The following is a 20,725-nucleotide window of genomic DNA, read 5'->3' as shown; positions in this document are numbered from 1 at the left end:
AGGAACGAATATATGCTAATAGACTTTATAGAAAAAAATTTTGATGATTATAACCGCAAAGCTCGGTTAACACCTGCATTGTTTGCGGGAATGCCGATCGCGTTAATTGCTCTTACATTGTTTCCAGACAAAGTTTGGTCTTGGGGAGGGGTAATTAGTTTACTGGCCTGGTTCGGGGTGCTAAGGTTGTTAGCACAACTTGCTCGCGATATGGGTAAAGCTAAAGAAGACGAATTGTATACTGCTTGGGGTGGTAAACCTACAACGTGTTTACTACGGCATCGCGATGCTCAAAACAAAGTAGAGTTAGCTCGTTGGCATAGTAAACTGCATGATTTAACAGGTCAACCGCTACCAAGCCAAAGCGAAGAATTAGCAGAGCCGGATCTAGCAGATCAAGCTTATGATACCTGTGTTCGGTTCCTAATTGCTAAGACGCGCGACCACAGCAAATTCTCCTTGCTCTATGAAGAAAATTGCAATTATGGTTTTCGACGAAATCTATTAGGAATGAAACCCCTCGGAATAATTATTTCATCCTTAGGTGCGCTTTTTCTTGGAACCCAGTGTGCCTTTAGCATTGGATTATTTGGCATTTTTACAGAATGGCAAGCGGGTAGGCCAATTTTAATACAGAAAAGCTTGCATTTCTCTAATTGTCCTCCTATGACACTCGTTTACCTATCAATAGATCTAATTTTATTTATTGCTTGGCTATTGTGGATAAATTCTAATTGGGTAAAGAGTGCAGCCGATGTATACGCTGCTAGGCTATTTGAATCTTGTGAGAATTTACCTTAGTCTCTCCAAAAATTCTAATAAAACTCTGATTGTTGATTTAGTAAAATTGTTAGGACTTATGTACTTTCCCTTGATTCTTCGACTTTATGCGTAAATCGTGAGAGCGATAATTGATTAATTTTATAACTCCTGCCAACGTCAAGTTAAGTCAAATTTGTAGAAAATACTGGTTGTAAACTATACTCTACCCGTACTTTCTATGAAATAATTCCATGCATAGGTTAAATTTTTGGCTTAGATTAACTTTAGTTACGATGCTGTCGGCAATGGTTTTATGTCAGCAACCAGCTTTTGCCTGGAATAAGGCTGGACATATGGTTTCAGGAGCGATCGCCTACAGTGAACTCAAGCAAAGCAATCAGCAGACGATTGATAGAATTGTTGCCATTTTGAGAGAACATCCTGAATTTTCTAAGTTTGAACAGCAGTGGAATTCTCTAAAAAAATCTAGTATTCCTTCTCAAAATGAAAATTTGTATTTATTTATGTGGGCTGCACGATGGCCTGATGATGCTCGTGATAATCAAAAATTTAATCATCAAACGTGGCACTACATCAACTTTCCTTACGACCCTAGCAGTTCTTCAAATTCAATTTCAACTGAGAAAGCAGGCGAAGAAAATATTCTTTATGCTTTTAAACAAAATATTAGTATTGTTCAAAATAATACCAGTAACAGTAAAAAAGCAGTTGCAATATGCTGGCTATTTCATCTAGTAGGAGATGTGCATCAACCATTGCATACTACTAAATTAATAACTAGTCAATATCCTGAAGGTGACAGTGGTGGAAACCTTTTCTACATTCTAGTCAATCAAGACAGCCAAACAATAAGTTTACACAAGTTTTGGGATGATCTAGTTCTTGGCTCGGAAAACTTTCAAACAGTTCGTAACACTGCAATAAGGCTAAGAAATACTTATCAACGTCGTAGAATGCCAGAATTAAGCGAAACTCAATTTGATAATTGGGCAAAAGTAGAAAGTTTTAATCTAGCTAAGCAACAAGCATATCTAAATGGAAGACTGTCTGGTAGCATTGACAAAAGTGAGGGAAAGCTTTTACCAGTAAATTATGCTGTGAGTAGCAAATCAATTGCAGAACGTCGGATGAGTCTAGCGGGCTATCGTTTAGCTGATTTGCTTAATAAGTTATTCGCAAAACATTAAAGCTGATTCAAACTGCTAGAAAAGAAAGGAAGTGTCAATAATTCAAAGATAACGAGCAAGCAATTCCTGAGCAGCTTGCTTGTGTTTTTCCACCAATTCCTTGGGTGTAAGGAATTGAGCGCTACCCATAAAGCGATAAACCCAACGGCTAAATTCCGTCAGCGATCGCGATGGAAGTTTGAGTCTGTAATCTAGGTAGCTTGGTTTTCCATCTGGAGTTTTCGCTCCAAAAGAAATTTTCTGGCTTTTATGGCGTTTTTCGCCTTCTTGAATAAACACCATAACATCAGGAAAGAAGCGCACGGTTACTTTAACAAAATCTAATTTTCCCTGTCGCTCTAAACTTTGTTCCTCTTGTTTACCTAAATATAACCCCCAGCCATTCTCCAGTAGTTGATGTGCGAATTGGAGGCTTTGCCATTGTTCTGTTGAATCCCGTCCTTTAGAGTCAAGCAACTTAAAGTGTTCGGTAAACCTATCCAACCTTGAGATAGCTAAATGTCCATTCTGACAATCTTCATGCAATAGATACCAAGCTATATCTGAATAGATAAGTTGTAAAGGGTAAATATTTAAAAACTCAGTAATACCTTTTTGATAAGCATTACGACTGCGGTAAATTTCTATTGCCTGGCCCCGAATAATAGCGCTTTCTAGCTGTTCTAGTTTTTCAAAAAGGGTGCCGCGATACTTACTATCAGCCATCATTTCTTGCGGGTCAGTGTAAATAATTGCTCGATTGATTTGCGCCCGCACTGGATAGGCAAATTGGTCTGCTAAGTTCAGTCCCCGCAATCGTCGCATCAATATTTGATAAATTTTGTTAACTTGCGGATCTTGTTGATATTTTGCTTGAGAACTCAAGGCATTGAACGCAACCTGTAATTCTACCCGACTCATTGCACCAGTCCCCAGATAATAACCCCAACGATACATGCGGTTGTCTAGGATATTGTAGTGACGCAATGTCCGCAAATCTTTTCGCAGCGTGTGTAGTGAGTAAGCTGGCAAATCAATACCGCAGTCACGAGCAACTTCCTGCAAACGCACCGACACCTCAGTAAGTGCATCATGATAACCCCCAGATTTTGTATCGATTGAATCATTAAAATCACTGTTGCCCACTCCGGGATAACGCACAAAAGTCGCAATCAGTAGCATCAACCGTTCAAACGCCTGGAGGTCAGTATAAAGATGAGCAATAGACTTCTTGGGCATTTTGACCTGTCAAGTAAAAGAAAATATTCAACTAGTACTTAAATTAACCTCTCAAAGCTCTACTAGTCTTGCTTTTTAGGTAATTTTAAATAATCAAATAAATACTCGGATTTAATGGATTTCTTGAAATCCCTTTTGCTACTATGCAGTTTATACAAGGTAAATCAAGGAATTCAGGCTACATTGCACTCAAACAGCAGAAGTACTAGACCGATATCTTAATAGATAATTTTCCGCGTAAATTGTAGATATAGTGTAAAAATAGTTACTTAAAACCCTTTGCAGGGAATCTTAAGTATAGAGATACTTTTTTGTCAGGGCAGCAACCGAACTTTGTTGGTTGTCTGGTTAGTAAAAATTGAACAAGAAAGCAGAGGGAAAAAGGCAGAAGGGATAAATCCCTTCTCCGATAGCCCAGCGTTAGCGACGCAGTTTAACTAAGTTAGTTATCTACTAAACAATGACTACTTTTAACTTCTCTATACCAAAACAAACGCAACATCTTTGGCAAACAATTTCGTCACATTGGTCTCATTATAATCGTCCAGATAAACAGCGATTTTTGGGTAGCATTCAGATTAGTCAAAAAGCCACAGACCAAGTTTTAGATGTTGTAGGCTATAACTTGAGCAACCTAAGTACAGTTACTTATAATAAGTTATATGAAAGATTCGATGAACCTGAGCAGAACTGGCTGAAAATTCTAACCTTTGCTCTATCTGAGTATGCATATTATTATTCAAGCGTTGAAGAAAAATTTTGGTATGGTTTTTGTCAAAGGTTAAAACTTTCGTGTAATCAAAGTTTAGAGAAGACACTACGTCGGATCGTTGGTGAAGGGTTTGACCTACTTGGTCTTGTCAAAGCTAAAGGAGGGTATCCCTATGTATCAACCTTATGGCTGCAAAGTGGTATTCCTCAACAAAACCTCAATCATTTTGCCCACTTAGTTCAGGAATTCTCAAATGAATATGGATGGTGGGAAATTGCCCATAGCTCATGTGAAGATATTTCTGAAGAACTGTTTGATTTTTGTCACGAAAAGCATCCTCAATGGACTACTCTAATTCATTTTCTTAAATCTAGTTGCCCGCAGAAAGAAAACGAGGAAGTTGAACCAATATCCGGGCAGTTACTTCAAGGTATTGCTATTATTGCTGTTGAACTTGAACGTCAAGGAACATTACCTGAAACGCTGAAAGATGACAATGAGCGCGAAAAGCTGCTGAGAAACTATTACTTACCAAACAATTTTTTCTTGAGGGATTGGAACAGTCTAATTCAGGTTTTAACTCCTAAACAGCGTCGTTTTGGTAATAGCCGTAAAATAATTAGTCGTCGCCAAAAGCCTCTATCACTGGTTTTAGATGTTACTGAATCATTGAATATGCAGCTAGTGCTGCCAGAACAAAGCCTTTGGAAGAAAGGTTGGGAACGCTTAAGTGGTACTTTCTGCCAAATTCCAGCAGCACATTGGGAAGGTACTATTCCCAATAATCCAGGATTAATGATTCCCGAACAAATTGTAAATATCAAAAGTGGGGCTGAACTATGGGAATGGCAACTCTTAGATCATCGAAAAAATTGCTTAAATGAGTGGAAGCTTGAGGGTGTAGCCAGGAATCTGCCTTGTCTAATATTCGATGCTGGGACAGGCGAACACTTAAATTTAGACTCTGCTAATCCTAGCATCAGGGGAGCCAAAGAAATTATTTTCTTTACTCCTAAAGGCATTTGTCTAGACTTTGGTAATGGTATTGAAATTGTAGATACTTGTATACCATCTAGTATTAGAGGCTGGCAAGGTAAACAGCTGACACTGACAACGAAAGAATCATCAATTGTCTTCATAGCTTTCTCCGATGAAGAGATTACTACATTCCCAACGATTAGCTGGAAAGTTTCTTCTGAGGAACAACCAAGCTTAAGAGGACTGAAGCTCAAAGGTAAAAAATCTGTTTATTTAGAAATTCCCACGTTCTGGTATCCGCCTATTGAGGGACAAATATCCTTAAATGTTTCTATCGAAAATATCACCCATCAAAAAACAATTATTACTACAACTGAAATAATACAACCAAGCGATAAATGGCAAGCAATTCCTCTCGATAAATGGATTATTGAACCAGGGAAATATGAAGCCCGCTTTTGGAATCAATTTCATCGCTGGTCATATAAGTTTGAAACTCAGTCTAACTATCAGATGGCTAGCAAGCCAGAGATTAAAAATTTACTAATTAGTAGCAGTTCGCAAGGACAGGTAGAAAACTTACCTATTCATAATAGTTCTGCTGATACTTTTTGGGCAGAAGAAATTAAAATGAAAGGTCTTTTACCTCTAGAAATTATCAGTTTATCTTTATATGATAGGCAGGAAACTGTATCTTCTCAGTGTCAAGCAGATTCATTGGGTAATTTACACATAAACTTGGCATCTTTCTATAATTTATTATCTCCTGATTCTAATTGGTATGCTTTAGATTTCCAGAGGATAGGTGGGGAAACACAACGTTTAATAGAAATGGAAGTTGCTTCCCTGGTAATGAGCTGCATTTGGGATAATCAAGCAGTTCAAATATCTGGTTTATCACCTAACGAACTTTATTCTCTTTCATGCTGGAATTTACTCTTACCTGAAAATTCGCCAGTAGAAATTAAAATTTACCGAGTTTCGTCAAATGAATATAGAATTAATGTTCCGTTAAAATTGCAACCTGGAATTTATAACATTCAGATATTAGGCTCACGTAAACTACGACATAACCTTGGTTGGTGGTGTAATAGCAATCAAAATGATTTACCGGATGAAACTTTAGAAAATGAAGATTTGGCAGATTACTGCTACACCATTCTAGATAATGAATCTGTTAGTGATTTTGTGAAATCTGCCAATAAATATGATTATGACCCCTATTTATTACAAACAGCTATTGATAGCCTGAAAAATTTACCCTGCTATCTTCCAGAATGGTTGCAGATTAATTCTCTTACAGAGAAACTCCAAGCTATTGTTGGAAATCTAAAAGTCAAGTTGAAAAGTCCGGCAAGTACGCAAAAAGTAACAATATCAAAAGGAGCGGATACTGTTCATGTAGCAGCTATTCAAGAAAATTGGTTATTAATAAGTTTAACAAACTCTAAAAAACGTAATTTTGTTTTTAAACAAATAGAAATAAACATTGAAAAGAATCATCGCCAGAAAGGAAATTTAAGTATTCATCTTCCTAAACAACCTGTTTACAATGATATTCTAGTATTGAAATACAAGAATATAAATAATATTAACAGCTATATACCTCTAGAATACATTCAAAAAACTCAGCCTTTAACCTCCAACGAGGCTCAAAAAATATTAATATCATAAAATCATGTTTGCCGAAAAAATTACTCGACTACTCAGCAATCATCGTCATTCCGATAATCAGACAATTCCACAGCCTTTAACAAAGCATCAGATTATTTCGCTGCTAGTTTCAAGTCTTTCTCCCAACGAATCTCAAGAAAACCTAACAGATACAATTCAAAATACCCTAAATGAATTGCAAGCAGAAGGTGAAATATTAGCAGGAACGCGAAACCATTACTGCATTGCTCCTCCGATGGTTTTAGCCCAGAATAAAGAAGATTTAACAAGTTTGCTATTTCGGGGCGATCGCGCTTATTTGACTCTGGCTCATCAAGTCCTAGAAAGTCAACAAAACCCTCCAAATCCTTTAGTGTTACGCCCTCAAAGTAATCAATTTCATAGGATTAAAAACCGTCTTAATCAAGTTGGTATTCGTTTGCTGACTATTTCAGATAGTATTGAAAATTTACCAATCCCAAGAAAACCTTTGAAATCGGAGTTGCGTTCAACTTGGACAGAAGACCCTTTTTCTATCAAAAATTGGCAAAATGGAAGCTATATTCAGCGATACGTACCCTGTAATGAAGCGCAGAAAGAACGTTGGCGCAATCCAAGCCGCGAAAGTATCAAAAATGAAGATATATTGCACTTACCCACAGGTGAATATCTCTGGTTTGAAGACCAAAATTTTTATGAATTAGAGCCAGATTTAGCTATTTTAGCCATGTTCTACCAGGACAAACAAATGGAATGTCCTTTAAAAATAATTTGGGATGAACGTCCAGGAAAGTTAAATTTGCAAGGTGTCTATCTTCCCAGTACCTATGCACGGTGGTTATGGCATATTTCTGAGCCTGGAGAAGAATACAGAACTCGAAATTTTCAATCAAAAAACTGGCCATTTGTAAAAGAAGCATTTAAACGTTTAGGAGCTAAATTAGTATGACTAAATATCTAGATCCAATCGCAGCAGTTGAACAACCCCGTGCAGACTTTATTCGCTATTTACTTACAGCTTACCCCCTACGTGACCCCCATCTCCGCTACGGTTTTAAGCAATTATTAGAGCAACCTGGAAACCTTTGGCAACATCCTTACCTCGAAGGTTCTCAGCCGTATAAATCAAGTCTTAGTATCAATGATTTGGTCGAACAAGGGGTTTTACACGCTGATATGGCAACACTATTTATACCTAGTAGCCGTCGGTTGTACGAACATCAAGAAAAAGCTATCCGCGCAGTTGTGGAACAACAGCAAAATATAGTCGTTGCGACTGGTACAGGTTCGGGAAAAACTGAGTGTTTCCTGACACCCATGCTCGATATGCTACTGAAAGAAGGAGATAATTTATCGATCGCTGGAGTGCGGGTGCTAATTTTATACCCGATGAACGCTCTGGTAAATGACCAAGTTAAACGTCTGCGGCAATTATTATGTCGCCAAAAGACGACAACCAAAACTAAATTTGGATTCTACACCAGTCGCACCGAAAAAGACAGAGGTAAAGCAATAGAGTCATTAAGAGAAGAATTTGCAGCTTACGATCCAGAGGAACTGCGGCAATTATTTACCTCGGCTGAAATAAAATCTATAAAAGATGAAGAATTAATTGATAAAGCTATTGAAAAAACTAGCCAAGTGCAATTACTCTCAAGAGAAGAAATGTGGGAAGCACCACCCCATATTTTAATTACCAACTACTCCATGCTGGAGCATATGTTGATTCGGCCCAAGGAGCGAGAAAAAATTTTTGAGGCTTCAGTAAATACTTTCAAAATGTTAGTAGTAGATGAAGCTCACACCTATGATGGTGCTAAGGGTAGTGAAGTTTCCATGCTGTTGGAGCGTTTTAAAGCTTCCGTAGGTGTGGAACAAAAAGGTAAAATTCGCTGCATCGCTACCAGTGCCAGCTTAGGAGATGCTTCGGTTGATGATAAAGTTATCGCATTTGCAGGAGAGTTTTTTGGTGAAACTTTTAGTCAAGTAATTCGCGGTCAGCGTCTCAATGCCAAAGACCGATTAGGCAAACCTTATACCCTACCTGCTGCACTTACTAATGAAGAAATTATACAATATTTAAGTATTATTGAATTACCACAACAAGGTTCTCCAATTAGTTCCTGGTTTGACCCACTGAGCGCTATTGTACCCGAACAACAACTAAAATTAGCTGAGTCGCAAGCTGATAGCGATATCCACAAATTCCTCTGGTTTGCTCTCAAGGGGCATCCCTTAATACATAGACTGATTAATATACTTTGTCGCGAACCTAAACCTTGGAAAGAAATAGTTCGCTCTACAGAATTATGGGGTGTAAATCTGCCAATTAAATTAGATGGTAGCGTTGATGATACAGATGCAGAAGTTGCACTAGCTCATTTGCTGCAAATAGGTACTCTCGCTCGTGCAAATCCAGATGATTTACCTTTACTTCCTGTGAGATTGCATCTTTTATTTCGCAGTTTAGAGGGACTTTATGCCTGTATTAATCCCAAATGTTCGGGAGCAGCGCACGACCCAATTTATTCAGACCGTGAAGTACGATATGGGCAACTTTATTTGAATGAGAAAAAAACCTGTGAATGCTGTGGTTCCCCTGTATTAGAATTGGGTAGTTGTTCTCAATGCGGTCAGGGTTATGTATTTACTCAACGTCAAGATTCGGGAGAACTAGAATCTCTACCCAGATCAATTCAAGCATTAAAGGATAATACCAAGATTTACACTTTGACTTCTGGCAATTTAGACAGTGTAACAGAAGAAGAGGAAATGGGTGAAGATGAAGATGAAGAGGAACAAGAATCAACAACACTAAAAACTTTTAAATTTGAACTTCAGAAGCATGGCTGGATTGGTAAACTTTCAGATGAAACGTTTACAAACAAAGTAACACCAGAAAATGAATTTATTTTAGCATGGCATCGCAAAAAAAATGACGGAGATGAAGGCGGTTGTTATTTAAACAGATGTGCTGCTTGTGGTGCTGGAACTGGACGCACTACTCTAGCAATTAATCGATTTGTGACTTATACAGATGGCCCATTAGAGGCGATGCTTGATAGTCTATTTGAACTACTACCAGAAACAGAAAAGACTGATAAAAACTCTTCAAAGCGGAAAATACTTACCTTTTCCGATGGTCGTCAAGATGCAGCCTTTTTTGCGTCTGACTATCAACGTACCCATACCGAAATGCTATACCGACAGATGCTTTGGCAAGCATTTAATCAGGTAAAAAATACTGAAGGTATTACATCTGTTAATCAAGTAATTCACCAACTGAAAGCAGACTTTTTAGAATTTTATATTCCTCACCCTGACCGAAAATCTGATGTAAATTATAAAAGCTACCGTCCTAACGATCCAGAAGAGGAACCTAAAGATAGAAAAAATAAAATAGATGCGGAAGATTTAGCTCAGAAACGAGCTAAGGAAATATTAGTTAAGGAATTTGCTCTTTATTTTAACCGTCGTTTAACCTTAGAAGCATTTGCATTGTTAACTTGTCATATAGAATTGGAGAAGCATTTAATAGAGTCAGTTGCTGGTAAATTTGAAATCAGCAATGATGAGGCGCAGATTTTATTGACAGTTATTACTGACATCATCCGTCGCACAGGAATTGTTAGCATTGAAGGCTCATCCAGCTACTTTCAAGAAACCGGAGGCGATGGTCGCCGTCCCGAAATGATAGATGCTCAGGGTAAGTCTAAAAATTACCTATTTTTAGAAAAATCAGATGATGACACAAAAAAATATAAAGACTCTCCCTCTTTTATGCCTTGGAAACAAGGAAAGGTGAGAAAACCACCAAATCGCTTGGGTTGGTACTTCTTACAAATATTTGGCGAAGAGGAACTTCCTAGTAAAGAAGATTTTATATGGCTTTTTCGGCAACTTCAAGACTTTGGCTTACTTGTTTCAGCTAAAAAGGGATTTCAACTCAACTGGGGACTCTTAAATATTTTTGAGACGCGGCAAGATTGGTACAAATGTAATTGCTGCCAGCAGATTTTTCATGTTCCAAGTTTATCAAAAATCACTCTTGGAAAACTTAGCGTTCAAAGATGTTCGGCTTATAAATGTGGTGGTACTCTTGAGTCTTACACACCTGAAAAAATTGAACAAACCTCTGCCGAACATTACCAGCAGTATTTAATTAAACAACGCTTACCCTTGCCACTGCGATCGCAAGAACATACAGCACAGCTAGGTGTTGCGGAACTAGAAAAACGCGAAAATCGTTTTCGCCAAGGTCGCATCAATATGCTCAGTTGTTCGACAACCTTAGAAATGGGTGTAGATATTGGTGAGTTGCAAGCGGTGGTTCTTCGCAATTTCCCTCCCCATGTTAGCAACTATCAGCAACGAGCCGGACGCGCTGGACGACGCACAGATGGTGTAGCTATTACTTTAATGTACGGTCAACGTCGTCCCCACGACCGCTTTTATTTTGAGCAACCAAAAGAGCTAATTGCTGGTAGCAATCAAATCCCCAAGCTTGATTCTGCTAACTTCCAAATACAGCAGCGTCACATTCATGCTGAGTTACTAGCTGCATTTTTACGAGAAAACTGGAATCTCAGTGCAGAAGAAATAAAAATAGCAGAGTTTTTGGATTTACCACTAGAAAATCCTGCTTCCTCTGAAAATTTCACTCCTGCCCCTGAAGCCAAGATTTGTAAGTTACAACAATGGCTAAATAGCGATGAAGCAGCACAGCTAGCCTTGCAGTGGCTAACTCGGTTAGGTAGCTTTGAAAGTCAAGCAGCTATAGTGCTGAAAGGCTTTAAAGATGGGATTGAAGATTTTCAAGAGCAGCAACTTCAAGATTGGAATAGTTTAGCGGAAGATATGCTTGAACTACGAAACCGCATTACCGATCCATCTGAAACAAAAAATTTAGAGAAAATAGCCAGACTCATGGCTGGGACAAAGCGCGAACTTGATAAAATTGGCTCTCGTCGCCTACACAACGAACTAGCGCAAGCCAGTATCCTACCAATTTATGGTTTTCCTATTGACGTAGTTCGCCTTTTGACTGGGGAAAGCAATGAGTATAATTCGGCACAAGGAAAACATCGACTAGAACGCGATCGCCGACTTGCTCTTGGTGAATATGCTCCAGACCAAGAAATAATAGTAGATGACCGAATGTACAAAAGTGTTGGCATTCTCAAACCAACAGAATTAGAACAAAAATTTTATTGGGTTTGTCAAAATTGTAATCATTTTTTAGATGCTAATACGGGAGATGAACTAGTAGAATCCTGTCCCGTCTGCGGTGATGAGCCATCCTCACCTGCTGCTAAAAAAATGAAACTTTACAAAGTTCCCAAAGCATTTACAACTGATTGGGAAAAACTTCCAGAAGTCACCCCCTACATCAAACCGCAGCGTCAACCAGTATCTCAGATTTTCTTAATAAATGATGGGGATTTATCAGAAACCTTACCACCACAATTGGGTTTGTATACTCTTACTGTTAGCAAAGGTGGAAATTTCTTTTTAGCTAATCAAGGTTCCTATGGTAAAGACAAAGGGTTTGATAGAAAAGGATTTGCAATTTGTACTACCTGTGGACGCGATTTGAGCGATTTATTACCCAAAGGAGAACCGAAAAAAAGCCGAGGTAAAAAAGGAGCCAATAAAAACTCTGCAACTAGCCAACAATCATCGCAAATTCCTCATACTCATCCCAGAACGGGAAAACCATGTTCTGGCCGCTATACATTGATGCATTTGGGACATGAATTTTGTAGCGATTTACTAAAAATTGTCTTTGACTCCAAAACTGAACCCACACCCCTGTTCGGCGAAGACGGAGAACGCGAAGATGACGGCGAAATTTTTACCAATACAAAAAATCGCAACCGAGGTTTAGAATTTTGGCGTTCTCTCACCTATGCATTGTTAGCAGCAGCAGCCCAAGTAATTGACGTACCGCGTACAGAATTAGATGGGCTGTTTACGCCTCGTTCGGACAAACGCGCTAACATTATTATTTATGACAATGTGCCTGGAGGGGCAGGATACAGCCGTCGCGTTGCCGAACGCTTTGATGAAGTTTTAAAGACAGCATTAAAAATAGTTTCATCATGCAACTGTGCAACTAGTTGTTATGACTGTTTGCAAACTTACTCAAATCAGCCATTTCACAACCAATTTAACCGTTATTTAGTGGCAGATTTTCTTAGACCGATAGTTGAGCAAGTCAGTCCAGATGAAGAATTACAAAAATTTGCTCCCAACTCTAACAGAATAAGTTTGTCTCTCATCGCAGATATCTTACCAGCAATTTGCCGAGCAGCTGCACCAGATACTTTAATTTATTTACCCAAACTAACCGATGAGTTTGGTTTAAATAAAGGTTCAAATTTGCCTTGGTTAAATCTGCTTACAGATGCAGTTTACTCTATGAGACCGATTAATAAGCCACTTGAATTAATAGTAAACCATTTGCCAGACCCCAATGCACTTTCAGATGCTTCTTTAGATCAACGAAATCACCTCAAGGTTTGGCGAAAACGCTTACAACAGTTGATAGACCAAGGTTTAGTAAAACTTTACCAGGCTTGTGCTGAACATTTTCCTGAAAATTTACATCAGGATGTCCCAACTCTCTGTTTCAATAGCAACCAAAGTAATCGTATTGCACTGTCATTGCAGCAATTCTCAAACAATGAACCACCAACATGGTTTCAAACCCGAAGCCCAGAAGGTGTTAAAACAGTTTTTAGTCGGTTAGAAACATTACGCCAGGAAGCAAGACTTGTTCAAGCATCTGAGTTAGAAGATATAAACACTACTGTAATCTTCTTAAACCCTTCTGAGAAGGAATGGCGCGGCGACTTCAGCATGTCAGAACTTAGAAATAAACTAAGATTAGAGGCTGCTTTATCTGGAAGCGAGGTGACGAAGATTATCTACCGCGATCGCTATCTCAGGGAAGAAGGGGCTTCCATTTTAGTTGAATTATTAAAATGGGGTGGATTTGATACTCAATCTCATGTCGAAATTCTCACAACTGAAGATAAAGATGCTAAGAACGCTTTTACCATAGAGAAAGAGCTTAAAAAAATATTTGTTCAACTCCAACCGAATGAAAATAATTTGTTGGTTCGAGTTAAACGCTCAGTTGATTTCAAACAATGGAGTCACCTTATTCCTCACGGTCGCGTTCTGGAAATCTACCGACAAGACGGACTGCATTATCAAGTGATTTTTGACATCGGGATGACCTTTTTAGCAAGAGAGCGCGGAAAATATCGTGTTAAATTTACTACTTATGTAGTAGTTGAGAAAACCATTTAAAATTTGAGGATGGCGAAGAATTGGCGTTTCAGTATTTTCTGCTTCCACACCACCGGAGCCTTCCCCAAAAAGCCAGTCGCTATCAGTGTCTGAATTTCCTTCGCCATCCACCGTTAACTATTTGTTCAATAATTTACCGGATAATGCCCAGCCTTTTCGGGAACCTTTTCACTGGGCAGGGTTTTGCTCTATAGATTAGTAATGGATGAAGAACGCCAAAAAGCCTATTTAACTTTAATTAATTCCTTGCTCAACTCCCCCAGTAGCAAAGCAAATTCGATTTTGAATGCTAACTCCGTGTTAATTGATGCAGGTCTAGTGCAAACAATGGAACAGGTAGCATCTGTAATGGCAGAACAAGGCTACCAAAATGCTGCCGATTTTTTAATGCATGTTGCTTGTCAACTGTCGGAAATAATTAGTTCGTCAAGAAATGTTACCGATAAGACAGTGGGTGAAGGCGAGTTGTTAGCAAAAACCAAACAGGAAGAATACCTGATTTTTCTAGACCAGGTATATGAGGCAACTGCACAAAGCAATAGTAACCCGCAAGTAGTATACCCTTTGCTTGCAGAGAATCTGGAGAAGCTGAACGACGATTTTGCTGTTCTGTTACGTCAAGTTATAATTGACACCCTAGCCCAAGTGGAACCACGACAAGCCCAAAGCATTGCAGCAGTAATTGGAAATTTCAGCGACCTGATGCGTGAGTTTCCCCAAGGTGACAGAGCTAGTAATTTGGAGATTGCTATTGCTGGTGCTGAAGTTGCAGCCACAGTTTTTACTCATGATGCTTACCCAAACGATTGGGCAACGAACCGCAATAATCTGGCAGCCGCATATACTAAAAGGGTGCGGGGCGATCGCGAAGAAAATTTAGAACGGGCAATTGCAGCTCACGAAGAAGCTTTGCAAGTCTATACTCAAAGCCAGTTTCCTACTGAATGGGCTAGAACCCAAAGCAACTTGGGTAATGCTTACAGCGATCGCATACGCAGCGATCGCACTCAGAATTTAGAGCAAGCGATTCGCTGCTACCTAGCAGCCTTGCAAGTCCGCACTCAAGAAGCATTTCCCTACGAATGGGCTACCACCCAAAATAATTTAGGTGCTGCCTATTGGAATAGAATTGAGGGCGAACGGGCACAAAACTTAGAGTTAGCGATTGCAGCTTTTCAAGCGGCGCTACAGGTTTACACCCAACAAGACTTTCCTGAAGATTGGGCTAGAACCCAAAACAACCTGGGCGTGGCTTATCGGGATAGAATTCAGGGTGAGCAACGGGTAAATTTAGAAGCAGCGATCGCGCATTTTCAGGCAGCTTTACAAGTTTATACCCAAACAGCTTTTCCCCAATACTGGGCAACGATTCAAAATAATCTGGGCGCAGTTTACTTGGAACTAGAACAAATTTCGGCAGCAATTAGCTCTTTCCGGTCAGCCCTAGAAATTTACACACCTAGTGCTTTTCCCTTAGAGTGCTTTGGCACTGGACAAAACTTTGGTAATACTGCTAGAGCATCTCAGCAGTGGGCAGATGCTATTGAAGGCTATCACGTTGCTATTGAAGCTGTCGAACAAAGTCGCACTTGGGCTATCACCGATACTAGGCGTCAAGAGATTCTGTCAGGAGCAATTGATGTTTACGCCAACATAGTAAAAGCTTACATCAAAACCAATCACCCAGATCAAGCACTTGAATACGTTGAACGCAGCAAAGCCCGAAATTTGGTTGACACGCTCTCCACACGTGACATATACCCTAAAGGCAATATTTCAGAAACTATTATCAATGAACTGAAGCGATCGCGGCAAGAAATTGTGGCAGAACAGCGTCGCTTAGACATTATTGAGCAAAATCGCTCAAGCAGCATGGGTCAATTAATAGGAGATTCCGATTATTGGCTAAAAGACCGCACCCGCCTGAATGAATTACTTCAACAACTGGATCATCTAATTAAAAACGAAATCGACCCCATAGACCCCAACTTCAGGGCAACTCAGCAAGTTAAACCTATTTCCTATGGCGAGATTAAAACTCTTGTAGATGAGCGCACTACTATAGTTGAGTGGTATATCTGCAATCATAACTTCCACACTTTCATTATCACCCACTCATCAGAACGTCCTCTAGTTTGGTCATCCTCTGCTGAAGAAATGCAAGCTTTGATGGACTGGCAAAATGAGCATTTGCAATCCTACCAACAAAACCGCAAGCAGTGGATGGAAAAACTTCCAGAAAGACTGCAAAGCCTCGCAATAATTCTGCATATTGATGAAATTATTAATTACCTGCCAAGCAACTGTGACCAACTAATTTTAATTCCCCATCGTTTCTTACACCTAATTCCTCTTCATGCTTTACCTCTATCCCCAAATACTCATCTTCTAGACCACTTCAGCCGAGGTGTGCGTTATGCTCCTTCATGCCAGTTACTACAACTCACTGGAAAACAGCTATGTTCAGATTTTAATCGCCTCTTAGCAATTCAAAACCCTACAAAAGACTTGGGTCACTCTGCTGTTGAGGTGAAAAGGATTCAAAATTGCTTTGCACATACTGACACTTTGATTGAAAATGCTGCTACAAAAGCAGCACTTATAGAAATCAACAATCAAGATGATGGTACGAGAGAAGTTATACAAAATTCGCAACTTAACTTGGCAAACTGCGTTCACTTTTCTTGTCATGCAGAATTTAATTTTGAATCTCCTTTAGAATCAGCATTATTATTAGCAAATAAGGAACGTATCACCCTTGGCGAAATTTTTGACCTTGACCTCTCCCAATGTTGTCTTGTCACCCTTTCTGCTTGCGAAACTGGTTTAACGAATTATAAAATCCTCAGTGATGAATACATAGGTATTTCGAGTAGCTTTATCTACGCAGGTAGTCCTAGTGTTGTCAGCAGTTTATGGACAGTCCAGGATGTATCAACAGCTTTCTTGATGATTAAGTTTTATCAAAACTTGCGTACTGTTTTATCAGTAGCAGCTGCATTAAATCAAGCTCAAATCTGGCTGCGGAATATTAGCAAAAAAGAACTGCAAATATGGATAGCAGAAAACCAAATTCAACTGGATGCCACACTGCGTATGAGTTTACGTCGGAGATTAAACAATATATTAGATGATGATAAACCTTTTCAATCACCCTTTCACTGGGCAGCTTTCTGTGCCATAGGTCAGTAATGGAGAGAAAAGTCATGACGAATGAGCAACGCCAAAATGATTATCTTAATCTGATTCGGGGAATCCTGAATTATCGCAGTAATTGGGAGTTTCAGAAAGGACAATTGCAGATTTTCCAGCAGGTTTTAGAGATGCGGCAGCAAGGGGGATTTGGAAAAATGGATTGAAGAAAAACAGTTACTATTAGACCCGACGATGAGGATAAATCTGCGTCGTCGTCTTTATAAATTAGAAGATGATGCTAAACTCTTTAAATCGCCTTTTTACTGGGCAGCGTTTTGTGCAATTAGTTAGTGATGAATAAACCACAACTTTCAAAACTATTTCAAACTGACCTCCTAGACTATTTGAATCTAATCCAATATCTGCTGAGTTGCCCCAGTACTATGGAGGAGAGGGAAATTTTGAATGCACACCGACATTTAGTTAGTGCTGAATTAGTGTTGACAATGACAACGGTAGCAGAAATGTTCAGGGAGCGTGGCGATAAAAATGCTGCAAATTCTTTAGTCCATGTTGCTCACCACATTGCTACGGAACTTGGATTATCATCAGCCTCTGCTTCTTTCCAACTTCCAACCCTTTCCGAGCAACTGACCTTCTTTGTTCAAGTATTCCAAGCAACAGAACAAAGAAACGGAAGCTCAGAAGCAGTGTATTCATTGTTGCAAGCAAATTTAAACCTGTTGGGCGAGTATTTCGCTGCTATGTGGAAAACTTGGGCAATTACTATGATATTAGACAAGAATCTAGAAGCAGCCCAAGGTATTGCAGCAGTTATTGGAAATTTCGGTGTCCTTATTAATAATTTTTCGCTAGGTAATCGAGCTATTAATCTGGAAATTGCGATTGCTAGCTATGAGATAAATTCTACGGTATTTACCCGCGATGCTTTCCCTTTTGAATGGGCAAATACCCAAAATAATCTGGGGACTGTTTATTGTGAGCGTATACGAGGAGATCGAGCAGATAACTTACAAAAAGCTATTGACTATTTATTAGCTGCATTAGAAATAAGAACCCGTGAAGCCTTTCCCGAACAATGGGCAGAAACTCAAAACAATCTTGGGAACGCTTATAACGAGCGCCTTCAAGGAGAAAGAGCAGAAAATGTGGAATTAGCAATTGGCTCTCTGTTAGCTGCGTTGGGGGTAAGAACTCATCAAGCATATCCGCAACAATGGGCAGAAACAAACAATAATCTGGGTAATGCTTATCTTGATCGCATTCGGGGGAATAGGTCAGAAAATTTGGAAGAGGCAATCCATTGTTACGAGGCTGCCTTGAAAGTGTATAGTTGCTCATTTTTTCCCCAACAGTGGGCAGATACCCAAAGTAATCGGGGTAATGCTTACCTTGCTCGCATTCGGGGGAATAGGTCAGAAAATTTGGAAGAGGCAATCTGCTCTTACAAGGTTGCTTTAGAAGTACACACCCAGTCAGGATTCCCTGAAAGATGGGCAGGGATACAAAATAATTTAGCTAATGCCTATCTCTATCGCAACAAGAGAAATCAAGGCGAAGATTTGGAGTGGGTTATTCATTATTGCAAGAATGCCTTGAAAGTATACATTCGTTCAGCATTTCCTGAACAATGGGCTTTAGTTCATAATAATTTAGGTAATGCCTATCTCTATCGTCGTCAGGGGAAAAGAGCAAAAAATTTACAAGCAGCAATACGCTATTACTTAGCTGCTTTGGAAGTACGTACTCGCACAGCTTTTATACAAGACTACACAGTCACCAAATTCAATCTTGGTCTTGCTTACCAAGCTGACCAACAGTTCTCTAAAGCTTACGATGCCTTTGCTGGTGCTATTGATGCTGTAGAAAAATTTCAGCGTCGCGACATAATCTTTGGTTCAGGTAGAGAAGAGGACAAGAAAAAACTCGCCGAACAATGGAATAGACTCTATCAAAGTATGGTGGACGTTTGCCTAAAGCTAGGTGATCGGGATCGAGCCATAGAATACATTGAGCGCAGCAAAACTCGGAATCTGGTCGAACTCTTGGCTAATAAAAACCTATACCCGCAACGCGACTTTTATTCTAAGCAACATGATCACCAAAAAATTTGTGAACAACTCGACCAAATGCGCCAGGAAATCGCAACTAAACAGCGAGAGTTAGAAATAGTTGCTAGGATTACCGACTCTGAATCGAGAAAGCACGAGCGCGAACAATTACAACAAAAGTGGCATCACTTACAACAGCACCGGGAAAACCTGCTTGCAGACATCAACAAAGTAGACCCCAGTTTCAAATTCACTCAACAAGTTGAAACCATCGCCTTTAGCGATATTCAATCTCTCATTGATGACCGTAGCGCTATCATTGAGTGGTATATTAACGATGACAAGATTCTTACTTTTATTATCACCCGCCACAGTCCCCAACCTGAAGTTATTCAATCCTCTGCTGAAGATTTAAGTGCCTTATTAAAACGTGTCAGTGCATATCTGCGCCTTTATTACCGCAAAGATAACAAAAGATGGTGGCGCAATCAGTTAGAGTCTCGCCTGCAAAATCTCGCTGAAATTTTGCATATAGATGAAATAATCTCTCACATACCAGCAGAGTGCGATCGCCTAATTATCATCCCCCATCGCTTCTTGCATTTATTACCACTTCACGCTTTACCATTGGGGAACAAGCAACTAGCGAATGGGCAAAAAAAACAAAATTGTCTGTTGGATAAATTTTCTAGAGGTGTGGGATATGACCCTAGCTGCCAATTACTGCAACTAAGCCAAAACCAACAACGTCCTAATTTTAGTCAACTGTTTGCTATCCAAAACCCGACAGGTGATTTAAGCTACACTAATTTAGAAGTTGAAACTATCGGCTCATTCTTTGCTGAAACTCAAGTTTTAGTTAAACAAGAAGCGACTAAAGTAGCTTTAAATTACAATAATAATTTCAAATTAGCCCACTGTTGCCACTTTTGTTGTCATGGTGATTTTAACTTGGCATCTCCTTTAGAATCAGCATTAATATTGGCAGATAATGAACGACTTACTTTAGCAGAAATTTTTGCATTAAGTTTACATCAATGCCGTTTAATTACATTATCTGCCTGTGAAACTGGCATCACAGATTCCACCAGTATTAGTGATGAATATATTAGTTTACCCAGTGGTTTCCTTTATGCAGGAAGTCCGAGTGTGGTTAGTAGTTTGTGGACGGTAAATGACTTATCAACAGCTTTACTAATGATTAAGTTTTATCAAAATTTACATACAAATGTTTCAGTAGCTGTGAGTTTAAATCAAGCCCAACTGTGGCTACGGGATGTCACTAAAATACAATTAGAGGATTGGATTACAAAGCATCAGTTAAGGTTAGATTTGACACTCAGGATGCAGCTACGTCGTTTGTCTTATCAAAAGCCTGATGGCTTTCAACCATTTCAATCGCCTTTTTATTGGGCTGCATTTTGTGCAATAGGAAATTAATTATGGATGAGTAGCGCGAAATGGTCGAAGCTTATTGTATAGTTCGCATTGTGGGATTGGTACTACAATCATGCCGTACAATTTCTGAAGTTTTTGAGGATTATTTCTGAATATGTGATACAATCGACACACTGTAATTACCTGATTTTGATTATCTAATACTGGCTTTAGCGTTGGAATTGAGTCTTCTCCAGGAAGTAGTGAACTAACTTGCTGTCAATTAACTGTGA

The 20,725-nt window shown here is 39.3% G+C and carries 9 protein-coding genes; 8 read left to right on the top strand and 1 reads right to left on the bottom strand.

Going from position 1 to position 20,725, the window contains the following annotated elements:
* Window positions 1-12 precede the first annotated feature (12 nt).
* A complete protein-coding gene (locus ACWATR_RS30370) occupies window positions 13-801 on the top strand; it encodes a hypothetical protein (protein ID WP_334839594.1) in 789 nt (262 codons plus the stop codon).
* Between the two features lie 254 nt (window positions 802-1,055).
* The gene (locus ACWATR_RS30365) at window positions 1,056-1,970 is read left to right on the top strand and encodes a S1/P1 nuclease (protein ID WP_460341071.1); all 915 of its coding nucleotides are present in this window, start codon (window positions 1,056-1,058) and stop codon (window positions 1,968-1,970) included.
* A gap of 42 nt (window positions 1,971-2,012) precedes the next feature.
* Here the strand turns inward: ACWATR_RS30365 and ACWATR_RS30360 are convergent, their stop codons facing one another.
* The gene (locus ACWATR_RS30360; RefSeq protein WP_460341068.1) at window positions 2,013-3,188 is read right to left on the bottom strand and encodes a helix-turn-helix transcriptional regulator; all 1,176 of its coding nucleotides are present in this window, start codon (window positions 3,186-3,188) and stop codon (window positions 2,013-2,015) included.
* 460 nt (window positions 3,189-3,648) lie between these two features.
* Between ACWATR_RS30360 and ACWATR_RS30355 the strand changes: the two genes are divergently transcribed.
* The 6 genes from ACWATR_RS30355 (at window position 3,649) to ACWATR_RS30330 (ending at window position 20,495) form a co-directional block, all read left to right on the top strand.
* Window positions 3,649-6,552: a chromosome partitioning protein ParA gene (locus tag ACWATR_RS30355; protein ID WP_460341065.1), complete on the top strand. Its 2,904-nt coding sequence runs from the start codon at window positions 3,649-3,651 to the stop codon at window positions 6,550-6,552.
* A gap of 4 nt (window positions 6,553-6,556) precedes the next feature.
* Window positions 6,557-7,480 (top strand): hypothetical protein, encoded by a 924-nt coding sequence (locus ACWATR_RS30350; RefSeq protein ID WP_460341062.1) that lies wholly within the window; start codon window positions 6,557-6,559, stop codon window positions 7,478-7,480.
* Window positions 7,477-13,848: a DEAD/DEAH box helicase gene (locus ACWATR_RS30345; RefSeq protein ID WP_460341059.1), complete on the top strand. Its 6,372-nt coding sequence runs from the start codon at window positions 7,477-7,479 to the stop codon at window positions 13,846-13,848. Before ACWATR_RS30350 ends, ACWATR_RS30345 begins: the two co-directional genes overlap by 4 nt.
* A gap of 183 nt (window positions 13,849-14,031) precedes the next feature.
* Window positions 14,032-17,040, top strand: coding sequence for a CHAT domain-containing protein (locus tag ACWATR_RS30340; RefSeq protein WP_460341056.1), 3,009 nt, complete (start codon window positions 14,032-14,034; stop codon window positions 17,038-17,040).
* A 14-nt stretch (window positions 17,041-17,054) separates the two neighbouring features.
* Window positions 17,055-17,207, top strand: a complete 153-nt coding sequence (locus ACWATR_RS30335; RefSeq protein ID WP_460341053.1) for a hypothetical protein — start codon at window positions 17,055-17,057, stop codon at window positions 17,205-17,207.
* 237 nt (window positions 17,208-17,444) lie between these two features.
* Complete coding sequence (locus tag ACWATR_RS30330) at window positions 17,445-20,495, top strand: CHAT domain-containing protein (RefSeq protein ID WP_460341050.1); 3,051 nt, start codon at window positions 17,445-17,447, stop codon at window positions 20,493-20,495.
* The last annotated feature ends 230 nt before the right edge of the window (window positions 20,496-20,725 follow it).

The organism is Nostoc sp. UIC 10890, assembly GCF_054786515.1.
The sequence above is the reverse complement of the archived record's forward strand: the minus strand, read 5'-3'. Positions and strand labels throughout refer to the sequence as shown.